This window comes from Planococcus sp. MB-3u-03, from assembly GCF_002833405.1.
GTDB lineage: Bacteria > Bacillota > Bacilli > Bacillales_A > Planococcaceae > Planococcus.
On record NZ_CP025123.1, the window covers coordinates 65743 to 78969 of the forward strand.

A 13227-nucleotide genomic window follows, 5' to 3' on the forward strand; every position below is an offset into this window, starting at 1 on the left:
CCTATGCAGACATATCAAATAGAAAAATACTTTTACACGCGGACAAAGAATATTGTGCCGACTGACAGTGGTGGGAAAGAGCTTTTCTTATTTGCTAGTCTGGTTATTGAAAAGAATCAGCCAATTGGAGATTCACGCCGCCAAAACGTTAAAACGGTCGTTTCTAAACTCTACGAAAACCCCGTCGAAGCCAGCCCCTCAATCTACTTGGAATTACCCAACGATACGATTCTCAAAGAAGTCACGCATAAACGCTTTACAATACTCGTAGATTTGGCCGAAACTGACGAGTATAGTTTTTTCCTGTTTCCTGAAAGCTAAAGAAGGAAACGAACGTTATTGCAGAACATCTCCAATATTGATAGAATTTGGTTATACCTATTTTTGATTCTATTATAATGTCGAGCGCCACCGCTCCGACGGAGATGAACTAACAAGCCTTTGGGCTGATTTGAACCATAGCATTTTTGCTGTGCGACCAATCAACCCAAAGGCTTTTTTTCGTTCAAAAATAGCGTAAAAAAAGCTTTAGGAAAGGGTGTAGAATATGAGTGCCAATTTGATTTCGGTACCAACTTACGTTTGTAGAGTAAAAGAGGCTGTTTTGTTTAAGGGGAGGTATTCTGATGCGATTTAAAGTAACTTGTTTCTTTAATGAAGCCACAGAACGACTATTTCAGATTTTAGAGAAAAAGCACTTTATGAGAACGCGCAGCAATACTCTTACATGGAGTCACAAGAAAAACTCTTTAGAAATTGTGCCCTTTTCAAGTCCAGGAAGAGAAACCAACGGCTATCGTTTTTATTATGAAGGATGCAGCGAAGTTTTCGAATTTGTTTTTAATAACCTCGCTGGAAAACTTGATCCCATGATCACCGGAGTTGAATGTACTATCTCTTCCAGTCTGAAACAGCAACAATTAATTCAGTTGGCCAAAGAGACACGCTACAGAGATTGTAGTATGCCCGGTCTTTACGAAATGGAAGGCGTGGGCATTGTCCTGTTAAAAAACGGAGAAGTAAATTTCCAAATGAGAAATCGTCGATTTACAATCGGCTCGCTACACGATTCGATTACCAAAATCAATCGAATTGCAGACCCATTGCTCGCCTTGTTGCCGGCAGCAGAGAAGAGAAACCGTAAAGAGAGAGCATTGGCTTAATTGCTTATCTATGAATAGATAAAGGGAGGAATTTTAGTGGGAAAATCAGTGAATATACAATTGAGCAAGTTCGAGACGCTTCAACTCTTTAATGACGGAGAACGAATCCATGTGATTCGTATAAACGAAAGCGGGGAATCAGCTTGCGGTAATTTATCTCAAGAGCAGATTAATGGTCTGATAGAGCTTCTGCAGCACTGTAATCACGAGAAGAAAGAGTATATGAATACACTTTGGGATAATGAAGAAATTGCAACATGTGAAGATTGTGGAGAGGAAGTAACTTGACTAGAAGTGGTAATAATAGAGTATCGACCAAAAGTCGATGCTCTTTTATTTTTGAGTACAATAAGGAGATAGAAATCTCTTGAATTTTCTTCAAATTGTTTTGATTCTTAACAATAGGTAGGCTATAATTTAACTATACTTATTTTTCTTTTTAATTTTGTCGAACGTTACACGTTCTGACGGTGATGACTCTAACAAGCCTCTGGGCTGATTTTGACACATAGCTTTTTGCTATGATGACTAATCATTCCAGGGGCTTTTTTGCGTTTTCTTTTAAAAGAAAAATAAGTGAAAAACCATTAGGAAAGGGTGTATTTTATGAACAACATTCAAAAAAGGGTGAAGCCGAATCCATTTACACTTGTCCAAAATTCGGTCGATTCCAAAGAGAAAAAAGGAGCATTTTCTTCATCAAAACTGAAAGATTGTAGCTTGCGGACTTTTCGAATGGAAATCAATACTTCTGACGGAAAAATCCGCCATTACGGACTTCGTTGTGACAATCAAGAGGATGCTCGTGAACAAGCAATTCAGATGGTAAATGATATGGCTTTCTCTTATGGAGATAATCGTATTATGTGGCGCTTAGCTGGAGATCGACACTGGAGCTTTCAGGGAGCGGTACACAAGAAAAAGAGCTTGCTTCAAAAAATCATGGAATATTTCTTTGTTCTTGATGATGAAGAGGAAGAAGCTCAATTTAACCACGGAAAGTAAATTTATTTAAAAGTGCATAAGTCCACATCTACGGAGTGGCTCACTGAGAGGGGAACATACCATGATAAATCGCGTAGTTTTAGTAGGAAGACTTACAAAAGATCCGGATCTTCGCTATACACCATCAGGCGTAGCCGTTGCACGTTTCACTTTGGCAGTCAATCGCAATTTCACAAAATCTGCTGGAGATAAAGAAGCAGATTTTATTAATGTGACCGTTTGGCGCAAACAAGCTGAGAATGCTGCAAACTTTCTTAAAAAAGGTCACCTTGCAGGTGTTGAAGGAAGAATTCAAACCGGCAGTTATGAAGGACAAGATGGGAAGCGAGTCTTCACTACAGAAGTTGTCGCGGACAGCGTTCAATTCCTGGAACCTCGCGGTAAATCGAGTCAGAGAGAATCGAATACAAATGGTGGGCAGTCAAATCAATCAAATCGTTCGCAAGAGCATTCCTATAGTGGAGCTAACAATGGTTCCTATAGCAATGGCAGCGGAAAATTTGAAGTCTCAGACGACGATCTGCCGTTTTGAGATTCTGACAACCATAAGAGTAAAAGGAGCAACTGCAGAAATGCGGTTTCTCCTTTTTTTATTTTCAAAAATCACCGTTCCAATAGGAACGAAGGGAGCTATTAACATGACAACTTTTTTAATGAGAAAAGAAATGGAACTAGGATGGACAGAAGTGGAGATTAAAAACGAAAAAGAATTGACGCGAGTGGTAGGAGAACGCCTGCAAGAGTATGAACTCCCAATGGGTCTTCAATTGATCTATTCTGAACAAGCCCAATTTGATGGAACTCCCGAGACATTTAGTGCAGCCATTGTCGAAGATGATGGAGATTCACAACCATTTTTCAAAACTGTTCTTTTGGCAGCTGTCGGCAAAAATAAGAGCTTAAAGCCTTTGAGTGCTGAACAAGTGAAGTGGCTTAATAGCCATTCTGAACTTGTGCAAACGCCGGCCGGCCAATTGGTTATGAAGATCAATCCGTTTTTGGTGGAAGAAATTGCACCTGTAAAAACAGAAGCTCAGTTTCTTGCTAGACAACCACAAGATCCAGGATTCGAGTTGGTGTCGTTGCCTTCACTCAAAGAAAAGCAGATTTATGTAGATGGGAATATAGAGTACATCGAATTGCCGAATGGCATTGATTTGGGTGTAAACGACGAGTTTCTGTTTATCTCTTCACCTGATACGTTGAATCTTTGTTTGATACAAAAGAGTGGAAGAACACAAAAGATATTCGGATCCGTTTATTTCGCAGCAACGAATGAGAAAGGCGAAACGACTTCCTTATCCGCTGAAAAAATGAAATGGATTCAAGACAGAACGGAACTAGTAGTCAGCGGCGAAGGTAAACTCTTTATGGTTTTTGACCCTTATGAAATTGTGATTAAGCCAGAAAAGGGGGCCTTCGAATGAGCTATCTACAAGGGTTTCTAACCATCCGACCAGGAGCGATGACATTCAATGACTGGCCACTTCCGACTCTTGAAAGACGAGAGTTTTTTGTGGATGGCCATTTGGAGCGATTGGAGTTGGCCGAGGGTATCGATATCTGGATTAACGAAAAACAGTATGAAAAAGCCAGCGTGGACAATCTTAGCCTGGTTATTCAAAACGGAGAGAAAAAGCGTCTGATTTTTGGTAATGCGTTTTTTGCAACGACCGACAAACTTGGGAATTGTATCAGCATGAGCAATGAACAAGTGGATTGGTTACGTGCGCATTTACTGACCAGCGTAAAAAATGAAGCGGAATTCTACAAGATTATAGACGTGAATGCCGCTCCAAGATCAAATGTGGGGGTGAGGTCATGAGTCGCTTTCTTGCTAAAGTAACTAACGACAATCAGTGGACTGAAGTTACCCTGCAAAACGAGCATGAGATGAACGTCTTTGTCGGCGGTCGAGCAGATGTCATTCCGTTGTCGATGGGAATCGATTTGCACTTGAATGATGGTTTGATCACTGAACTGGAGAATCTTCCACTCAACTTGTTTTTGAGCTTTGACGATGATGTACATCCTGTTTATGGGAATGTGTTTGTTGCGGGCCGAGATGAATGTGGAGATCCGATTCCTCTAACCCGAGAGCAGAAAAAACATTTGGATGCTACTTTTCATGTCATGACGATGCCGAGTGGGTTAAAAATCATGCACCTACATCCTGGAGGATTTCATTGCAAAATGATTGAACCGCTCCGGATACTTGGCGAAGCTTTGGGAGAATCTATATAAAAAATAAATGAGCTTCACATGGCTACCGAGCGCTAATGTGAACAAGAGAGGACTAATGACTATGAGCCAAATTGGAAATAAACTAAAAGCGGGATTTTTTGCTACACCGACACGACAAGGGGAATACCTGCGGCAGCTGTTGAGCTTTACGACTGATACAGCCGTTTTAGATCCTACTTGTGGGGAAGGAAAGATTCTTCAACAACTAGCAGAAGATCGTACTGAAAGAGATTTCACAGTGAAAACGTATGGCGTGGAGTTGGATAAGCGGAGAGCCCAAATTGCTGCAGAGCACTTAGATGTAGCGGTAGAGGCACCAATCGAATCAATGGTCATTTCCAATGATGCTTTTGGCTTCGTTTTTCTGAACCCTCCATATGATCACACAATGGTCGGCTATGGCGATGAACAGTCCGAGCGGAAAGAATATACGGAATTGGTTCGAGGAACGCGTTATTTGGCCCCAGGCGGCGTTGTAATGTACATCATTCCATCGTATCGTTTCAGTGATAAAAAAATAGCTAGGTTTCTATCTTCGAACTTTGAAGAATCCCATTTGACGCGATTTACGGACCAAGATTATCCGGATTTTCGCCAATGTATCTTCATTGGCCGCAAAAAGAAAGAAACACGAAAGGCCATCAACAAAGAAATGTTCGAGCATCTTACCGCTTGCTCGAGCGAAGACTTTGTAATGGACCAGGTAACGACAGTTGAGCAACTTGCCGCAAAGATTGAACCGCTGCAAGTTCCAGCTGCTAAGCCGGTAGTGGCAACCTTTTATTCGAGAATTGAAAAGAAAAGTGAATTCATTTCAATGATCAAAGGCAATAAAGGGTTTGCTGCTTTCCAGGAAAGAACCAAGCCAAAAAAACTAACCATTGGCGGTGAACCGATTATCAATATCGCTCAAGGACAGATGGCCCTGTTGCTTGCGTCTGGAGCGGTTAATGGTCTAATTGGCACTGGCGATGATCTTCACGCTGTACAGGGCATGGAGAAGGTTTCTAAAGTGATTACCGAGGAATCGACTGAACATACGAATATTACCAAGTCGAGGACTAAACGGGAGGTATCAGTTAAAATCATAACGCCACAAGGCGTAGTGAAAAAACTGGTCTAATGAGTCAACTATCAATAATTATAGAAGAGCGGCGTCTACGTTGCTCTTTTATTTTAGCTTTGTTGGACAACCCAAATAATTTATGGCTCAATTAGTGATGAGAAGAAAGTCGAGGTGGCCTTAAAAATGGAAATAAGAGAAAAAACAAAAAAAATCCTCCAGAGAACGCAATGGTATCATGGAACAACAAAAGATGGATTCAAAAAAATAATGAGCCAAGGTGTTAAATTTGATGTTGGATTGGGAAGTGAATTAGACTTTGGTCCAGGCTTTTACTTAGCGCCCGAACATCAAATGGCCGAAAACTTCATTACCAACCAGATCAATGTCTTGAAAAAAGAGGGGACGGAAGAGTTCTTATCTTCTGATCAGTTAGAACCGGTGATAATCGAATTCGGCTTTACACCCTATCACTATTGGGAAAATGGAGAGTTAAAGGTTCTCGATAAATTCGATCGTGAATTCGCTTCTTTTGTTACAGAAAACCGAATACGCGCCTTGGAGGGATTAGTTCACGATTATCCTTTAGTGTACGGCGTTATGAGCGACACCATACCGACTTTACTAGTTTCACAATTTAGGGATGGGGAATTAAGTAAAGAAGAGGTTATAACTGAAATCCAAAAAACTCGTAATAGCAAAAGACAAGTATCTATTCATAGGCAAGAAATTTGTGATATACTTACAATGACAAACGCCTATGAAGTAGACGGAGGAAAGGAGTTAGATATTAATGATTACCGCAACGATAAATGACCGCGAGCGCTTAGCGAAAGATTTGGAAGATTCCCTGGTGTATTTTGCACATCGACAAAAGAAGTCTCTTACAAGAGAAGAAGCAGCTAAAATTTCTCAGCGGGTAATGGCTAATGTTGATATCGAAAACTCTGCCTTTGCACACAAAGGGCCTTCATGGCTTGCAAGAGAAATTGTAAGTAACCTTAAATAATCAATAAAAAAGCGGGCAGATTTATGCCTGCTTTTTTTTGTGGATTAAAGTATTTCAATGAAATAATGGAGGGACAGGTATGTTATCTGAAGAAAATGCAATGCTTTTAGAAAAGATGGAGAAATACCAAGAGAATAATAGATACCGTGATAAGTTTTATAAAGGTTTCAATTTCAATAAAATACCTGAGACATTGGAAAGTATCTATATTTTATATGATAAAGAAGACATAGTTTTATATGTGGGTGAGTCTGCTAGGACGAATGGTCGTTTGAAGGCTCATTTGAATCAACATAATAACTGGGATAATGTTGTAATAACCAAGATAAAGGTAATTCCTTTCACTAAAAAGACCTTGAAAAAAGAAAGATGTATGGTAGAAAAAATGTTTATAAATCTGTTGAACCCTGTAGGAAATGAAATTAATCGAAATAGAAACACAAGGGATGATGAAGTTATTGAGCTGAAAAGGCTAAACAATCCTTACGAAGTTAACAACCTTGAAAAAGATGAACTCGAATTATATTAGTTCATGAAGAAGCGTCACAGAGAGTGTGTAATTTTGTAAGATTGTTTTCTTCAACAGCTTTGATATAATAAACTCATACATTTTCTTTTGATTTATTTTTGCAAACCTTTTAGGTTTCGCAGGTGACGACTTTATTTAAGCCTCTGGGCTGATTTGATTCATAGCTTTTTAGCTGTGTTGACCAATCACCCCAGGGGCTTTTTTGCGTTTCTGCAGACTTTTTAGGTGCCGCATTCGTAGATCGGAGGAAAGTATATTGAATAATTCTATTAGAAGGAGAGATGAAGTTATGAATGAAGGAAACTACTCAGTGTATTATCGTGCGAGAACCAATGATTATATTATTGTCGCCTTTGATGATGAAAAGGACGGAAAAAGAAACTAGACCTACTTGTTAAAGGTTATTCGACTTTGACGAAAACTTCTTCTTATGAAGATGCCGAAAATTTCATCATGGAATATCTCTATCAAAAGATGACGACTTTCAGCATTCAAAGAGGCTATTAAGTAGTTACAGAGAGACAGGAGAGAAAAATATGGTTGAGAAAACAAGCGAATGGTATTGGGTTTTCTATAAAGAATCCACAAATCACTATATCGTATTAGCCGATCAAGACATTGACCACGATAATCGTTGGATTTTACACCGTGACGATTATGAAGTCCTTACAGATTGTTGCCGCTCCCGAGAACAAGCGGAGAGGTATGGTAAAGAATACGGTTATCAGAGACTAAAGTACAAAACCCCGCCTATTTCATTGAGAGAGGCATGCGAATTTGTAAATACTCATCATCGGCACCACATTTCCCCGCAAGGTCATAAATTTTCTATCGCTTTATACGATGGAGATATTGTGATTGGCGTAATCATTGCGGGTAGGCCGGTTTCGCGTATGCAAGATAATGGTCTGACTCTTGAAGTCACTCGTTGCTGTGTCAAAGAAGTCTACAAAAACGGAATCACTAAGCTCTATGCAGCCGTTTACCGAGTAGCACAGGCAATGGGTTATGAAAGAATCATTACCTACACCTTAGAAAACGAATCGGGAACGTCGATGAAGGCAGCGAACTTTAAACGCAAACATATCAGTAAAGGCGGTTCCTGGAATTCTCCAAGCCGTCAGAGAGAAAATAAGCATCCGCTTGAAGCGAAGTATCTGTGGGAATTACAGATCAGCTAAAAGTGAGGTGCTTTTTTTATTAAATCTAAAGGAGAGATTAGCTATGTATTCACTATTTGAATTTCTAGATGCAATTGAGGGAGAAAAAGTTAAAAAAGAACAACCTAAGAATGTCATTTTCCAAGAACATTCAAAAACGACATTCCACCCGGACCTTGCTGATTGGCAGGCGGTCGAGTATATGCCTGGATTGCAGCAATGCGAAGTGATCGGATTGATACCAGCGGACTTGTTGTCACCAACGGAAGGGAAGTATTCAAGCCTTACTCCGGAGAAGCGACAGGAGCGGGTAGAAATATGGTCAACTTACGTTCGGGCCATTAGCAATGCCATTCCAAAGAGAGACATTAAGACACATTGGATAAATGCATGTGGGCGACTAAGTGAAGCTCGTATAAGCCAAACTCCAATCCGGTTAAAGATTTCCGATTGTATGAACGAACGGTTTGTTGAAATGGAAGTCATCGAATACCTGTCTTCAGAGAAGAGAGGTGATTCCAATGATTAAAATTCTCGAACTGTTCGGTGGCATTGGCGCTCCAAGAAAAGCATTAATCAATATGGGGATCGACCATAAGGCAATTGATTACGTGGAAATAGATGAAAAGGCAGTACGAGCTTACAACGCATTGTATGACCCGCGATATAAGCCGCAGACTGTGGTGAATTACAATCTAATGCCAGATGTACTGATTCACGGATCTCCGTGTCAGGACTTCAGCAGAGCAGGAATACGACTAGGCGGAAATGGGGAAGACAAAACGCGTTCTTCGCTAATGTGGGAGACATTGAAAATTATCGAGAATATGGGGAATTGGAAGCCGCGCTATGTGATTTGGGAAAACGTGAAGGGTGTATTAGATAAAGACATGATTCACTCCTTCAATAAGTACCTCATACGTATGAGAGAGCTCGGCTATACGAATAGCTTTGAAGTCTTAAATGCGATGGACTTTGGGATTCCTCAAAAAAGAGAACGTGTATTTACTATTTCGATACTCGGCAGCGGTTGTTTTGATTTCTCCAAATTGAAAAAGAAACCCGCTCCGGATATTAAGAACTTCCTGGAATCTAAAGTAATAGGCGATCAGTATAAAATTTCTGTCCCGTCTATGATGAACAGAATCCGTGAGTTTGCTACAGAGGATATGAATTATCGATTCCTCGATGTAATTGATACGCATTGTTGGACCATTAGCACAAGACAAGATCGTTGCCCAAACGCCGGCATCATTAAAAACGATGATGGTCCGTACCGCTATTTAACGGAGCGGGAATGCTGGCGTCTGATGGGCTTTGGTGATGATGATTTCGACAATGTGTTGAAAGAGTATCCAATGAAGCCAGGGAAGCGAAATGCAACTTTATATAAACTAGCCGGCAACAGCATCGTCGTGAACGTTTTAGAGGCCATATTTGACGTTCTGTTAAACGAGCAGCATAAGGAACCGTTCTTTGCCTTTGAGCCGCATGAGCAGTTGCAATTGGTGTAATAGGGAGATATTAAAACGATTGGGGAGAAAAGATGATGAAAAATGAAGAGTTAATTCGAGAGTATCGTGAAACCAGTAAATTGATGAAAGAGTTAGCTGCTAGTGGAAACCTGGAAGAGAGAAATCTATATGTCCCTCGAATGACTGAGCTCTCTAACCAAATAGATTGGGGATATAGAAAAGGAGATTTAGTAGAACGAAAAACCGGTCGAGGTTGGGAGGAAGATGTCATTCAGGAAGTAAGAGGATCGGAAATTCATTTCCGGACTATGATTCTTCCACCAGCAATGATTCGAAGACCTATAAAAAATCAGAAAACGATTATCGAGATGACATTCGAACAAATTAGTCTATTTTCATAAACTTTAAAAAAGGGTTTGCTTTTTAGCAAAGCCTTTTTTTAATGCACAAAGGTCGTATTGAGACTAATAGACATTTAACTATAAATAATAAGTAAATGTATAGGGGGATATAGACCCAATAGACCTTTTCTTTGGGACATTTTTTGATATATCTTGTAGACAGAGTAAATAAATAGTATTTAAATTGATAAATGCCCAATTATTTGAAATTTCGTGATATTATCGAAATGGGGGTCTTAGTGTGAAAGATGGAGCATTACTAAAATATCATCGAAAAAGGGGCTAAATCAAGAGCAGGTCCTTTGAGGGCATCGTTTCGACTTCCTATTATTCAAAAATTGAAAATGATCTAGTCGAACCTGCACCAGAAACATATAATCTCTTGTTCGAAAAGTTAGGTTAGAAAGAACCAATGCAGAGATAGAAAATCGAAAGTTTATAAAATTATTAATGGATTGGGAAAAGCCATTACTATTTAATAATCTCGAAGAGGCAACTTTGATAAAAGAAAAGCTCGAAAATTTACTTATTAAAGTCATAGAAGTAGACCTCCTATTAGAATATCAAGTTAAATTAGTACGATTTTGTATTATTGCCAAGCAGTTGTCAGACATAAAAAACTCATTATAGTTTTAGCTGAATTAACTGAAAATTTAATTTGAGAACTTTTTTCTATTACAAGCATTTGGGGAACTTTTCTATGCTACGGGAGACTACACAGAGCAGATGAACACCTAGCAATTTCTGTATCGTTGTATAATTCCAATCATTTTCCAATTAGAGAAGGCCGATACCCATTACTTATATAGCTTAGTGTTGTCTAATCTCAGAAATGATTATAATAACTTAAGCTTTGCAGAATCTTCTTTGGCGGTTTTAGAGATCATTACCGATTGGAAAGCTGTGCTCAAAGCACACATTCAAATTGGTATTGGAAATAGTCGGCTCTTAAATACCGATGTCGCCTTAAAAGCATTACAATCTTGCTAAGAACCTTTCTTAAAGAAAGGCAAGATTATAAGATACTCGGAATTATTGAACACAACATCGCTAGTTTACTCCATCGGCGAGAAATAGGAGCTGCCATTAAACATTGAAAATTAGTCTTGACTATAAGAAAAAGTTCTATGACTCAAGTTACTTTACTACACTGATTCTTCTTATAACCTACAATTATGAACAAAATGAAATATCAGCATGCAAAAGTGGATTGAGGAGGTATCATTTTATTGAACAAAGTTGAAGCATCAAAATACAAGAGTTAGAAATTGAATTTTATAGACAGTTTATATTAGATAACGATTCTGACTGGGAACTTTTTGCACTAAAACATTTTTGTTTTCTAAAGAAAATAAAAATGGAATCACCTAACCACTTACTCTAAAATCATTGGTAATTATTTTAATAAGAAGATGCTGTACAAAAATCTGCTTTATATTTTCAAGAAGCGATAATAGGTCATGAAAATATTCATGTTCGATAAAAAAGTAGCGAAAGAAGGGAATATTATGAAAAATTCTTGTTCTACTATTAATGACTTTTTATATCAGCAGTTCTATGTCTACAGGTGCAGATTCACAAGCACAGCATGGTGCCCCACATGATGTTGGTGTTCCTTTATTAGATGAAGAAAATCCACCAGCAAACTAAGAGGTCCATAAAATGGAAAAATCAGTGAAATAATGAAACTATGGGACTTCTGAAAAGGGGGTCTTTTTAGTATAAAATAAAGCTCCTTAGATGTCAGACTTGCACAAGTCCCCAAAATAAGGCTATTAAGGTGCTAATATTTAACTTTAATTTCACAATACAAGGATTCAGAATATTATGTACAATTGGAGTGTACAAAAATAAGGAGGTTTATTGATGAAAAGTTTTATCTATATTCACGTTTGCTTTGGTTTTCGGGTTCATTTTCCAATTATGACAAGTGCGGCTAGCCAAAGCGAACCCGTAACCAAGAATTCTACAAACGACTTGGTAGTTTTGGATGACAGTTACATTTCAAAGTTGACGAAGAGACAGGTATTTACTTCCCGAAAAATAATCTCTACCAATAAAGATGCTAATGGACGGAAGTACAAAACAAAACCTATTGATGATTTTGAAATGACAGATACAGAAATTATCGTTGATGGAGATGTTATCGCAACATTCCTCAGCACTTCAAAAGGTTCTTCAAAGGAATCGATGTTTACTACTCAAGATGTGTGGAAGCTATAACACAATTACTACGATAAGTAGATCTATTGTGGAATATAATAAATTTATTATGTATCATCCTGACTTTTCAACTTGGAGAAGTTAGCGGATACTACTTCTCAAATGGTTCAGTTTCGGTTTCGGTTTCAGTAGGCGGTACTTACGGTAATATTGGTTTATCGTATTCTCCGGCAGGTAGCGGATACTACGTTAACACTAAAAATTCCTATACTCCATCACGTCCATACATTCAAGCTGATATTCAAAAGCACTATTATAAAGTCACAACGAAGTCATGTACAGGCCGTGTTATCGATACTAACTATAGAACAAAGTATTATGGGTAAATGATGAAATCAAAATCTCATATAGATAAATAAGATAAGAATGCAGGGGTGTAAAACTCCTTGCATTTTGTTTCTTTATAAAGTAAATTTCAGGTAAGTTAACTTTTCTTAATTTTACAATAAAAGAAATTTTAACAAATTGAAGGAGGATTTGTGTTATGCGACCATTACATGTTCTTGCACTTCTTTTAGTCTCTATTATTTTGCAGGATGTAGCAGTCAAAGAAGTAATCCGGGTTGGAGAGCCGACAGTTGAAGATACCGATAACGAACAAGAGGTAGTAATTAAAGGTCACGAGATTACAAATGAAATTACTGATGAAAGTAATATCGAAGAAGTTAAGAAAGTTGTTGACCAAATAGATAGTATAGAGCGTCCAGATCGTACGTTGTCTGAACCGCCAGAAACTTTTTTTGAACTTTATGAATCTGACAATTCAGTATCTGTCTTCCAGTATTATTTGTGGATGCAACCAGATGGTGGGGCTATCTTGATGGATAGTAGCGAAAATTTTTTTGAAGCGGATGAAGAAAATACCGCGACTTTAAAAGAGGCATTAGAATAAGTGAACCTTAAAAGCACATTGCAACTTATATTTTTTTTGCTATAATAAAATCATATTAGCGAC

18 protein-coding genes are annotated in these 13227 nt (G+C 38.5%); all 18 read left to right on the plus strand.

Going from position 1 to position 13227, the window contains the following annotated elements:
* Positions 1–3: 3 nt before the first annotated feature.
* The 18 genes from CW734_RS00285 to CW734_RS00375 all read left to right on the plus strand — a co-directional run bounded on the left by CW734_RS00285 (position 4) and on the right by CW734_RS00375 (position 13164).
* Positions 4–321 carry a hypothetical protein gene (locus CW734_RS00285; RefSeq protein ID WP_101188987.1) on the plus strand — a complete coding sequence of 106 codons (318 nt, stop codon included), beginning with the start codon at positions 4–6 and terminating at the stop codon, positions 319–321.
* Between the two features lie 305 nt (positions 322–626).
* Positions 627–1163: a hypothetical protein gene (locus tag CW734_RS00290; RefSeq protein ID WP_101188988.1), complete on the plus strand. Its 537-nt coding sequence runs from the start codon at positions 627–629 to the stop codon at positions 1161–1163.
* A gap of 36 nt (positions 1164–1199) precedes the next feature.
* Entirely contained in the window at positions 1200–1451 is a 252-nt protein-coding gene (locus CW734_RS00295) for a hypothetical protein (protein WP_101188989.1), read from the plus strand.
* Between the two features lie 318 nt (positions 1452–1769).
* Complete coding sequence (locus tag CW734_RS00300) at positions 1770–2168, plus strand: DUF6018 family natural product bioysynthesis protein (protein ID WP_101188990.1); 399 nt, start codon at positions 1770–1772, stop codon at positions 2166–2168.
* A gap of 61 nt (positions 2169–2229) precedes the next feature.
* Positions 2230–2700 (plus strand): single-stranded DNA-binding protein, encoded by a 471-nt coding sequence (gene ssb, locus CW734_RS00305; RefSeq protein WP_101188991.1) that lies wholly within the window; start codon positions 2230–2232, stop codon positions 2698–2700.
* Entirely contained in the window at positions 2627–3595 is a 969-nt protein-coding gene (locus tag CW734_RS00310) for a DUF3846 domain-containing protein (protein ID WP_157824093.1), read from the plus strand. Before ssb ends, CW734_RS00310 begins: the two co-directional genes overlap by 74 nt.
* Positions 3592–3993 (plus strand): hypothetical protein, encoded by a 402-nt coding sequence (locus tag CW734_RS00315; RefSeq protein ID WP_101188993.1) that lies wholly within the window; start codon positions 3592–3594, stop codon positions 3991–3993. The genes CW734_RS00310 and CW734_RS00315 overlap by 4 nt, the downstream gene beginning before the upstream one ends.
* Positions 3990–4412, plus strand: coding sequence for a DUF3846 domain-containing protein (locus tag CW734_RS00320; RefSeq protein ID WP_101188994.1), 423 nt, complete (start codon positions 3990–3992; stop codon positions 4410–4412). The genes CW734_RS00315 and CW734_RS00320 overlap by 4 nt, the downstream gene beginning before the upstream one ends.
* A gap of 61 nt (positions 4413–4473) precedes the next feature.
* Positions 4474–5535, plus strand: coding sequence for a DUF6094 domain-containing protein (locus CW734_RS00325; protein ID WP_219621351.1), 1062 nt, complete (start codon positions 4474–4476; stop codon positions 5533–5535).
* Positions 5536–5661: 126 nt separating this feature from the next.
* Positions 5662–6291 (plus strand): DUF3990 domain-containing protein, encoded by a 630-nt coding sequence (locus CW734_RS00330; RefSeq protein ID WP_101188995.1) that lies wholly within the window; start codon positions 5662–5664, stop codon positions 6289–6291.
* A complete protein-coding gene (locus CW734_RS00335; protein WP_101188996.1) occupies positions 6269–6484 on the plus strand; it encodes a hypothetical protein in 216 nt (71 codons plus the stop codon). Before CW734_RS00330 ends, CW734_RS00335 begins: the two co-directional genes overlap by 23 nt.
* Positions 6485–6563: 79 nt before the next feature.
* Positions 6564–7013 (plus strand): GIY-YIG nuclease family protein, encoded by a 450-nt coding sequence (locus tag CW734_RS00340; RefSeq protein WP_101188997.1) that lies wholly within the window; start codon positions 6564–6566, stop codon positions 7011–7013.
* Between the two features lie 536 nt (positions 7014–7549).
* Positions 7550–8194, plus strand: a complete 645-nt coding sequence (locus CW734_RS00345) for an XF1762 family protein (RefSeq protein WP_232786987.1) — start codon at positions 7550–7552, stop codon at positions 8192–8194.
* Positions 8195–8237: 43 nt separating this feature from the next.
* The gene (locus CW734_RS00350) at positions 8238–8702 is read left to right on the plus strand and encodes a hypothetical protein (RefSeq protein ID WP_101188998.1); all 465 of its coding nucleotides are present in this window, start codon (positions 8238–8240) and stop codon (positions 8700–8702) included.
* Positions 8695–9687: a DNA cytosine methyltransferase gene (locus CW734_RS00355; RefSeq protein WP_101188999.1), complete on the plus strand. Its 993-nt coding sequence runs from the start codon at positions 8695–8697 to the stop codon at positions 9685–9687. The genes CW734_RS00350 and CW734_RS00355 overlap by 8 nt, the downstream gene beginning before the upstream one ends.
* Before the next feature lie 35 nt (positions 9688–9722).
* Positions 9723–10049 carry a hypothetical protein gene (locus CW734_RS00360; protein WP_101189000.1) on the plus strand — a complete coding sequence of 109 codons (327 nt, stop codon included), beginning with the start codon at positions 9723–9725 and terminating at the stop codon, positions 10047–10049.
* A 1866-nt stretch (positions 10050–11915) separates the two neighbouring features.
* Positions 11916–12272 (plus strand): hypothetical protein, encoded by a 357-nt coding sequence (locus tag CW734_RS00370; protein WP_101189002.1) that lies wholly within the window; start codon positions 11916–11918, stop codon positions 12270–12272.
* Between the two features lie 484 nt (positions 12273–12756).
* Positions 12757–13164, plus strand: coding sequence for a hypothetical protein (locus CW734_RS00375; protein ID WP_101189003.1), 408 nt, complete (start codon positions 12757–12759; stop codon positions 13162–13164).
* Positions 13165–13227 lie beyond the last annotated feature (63 nt).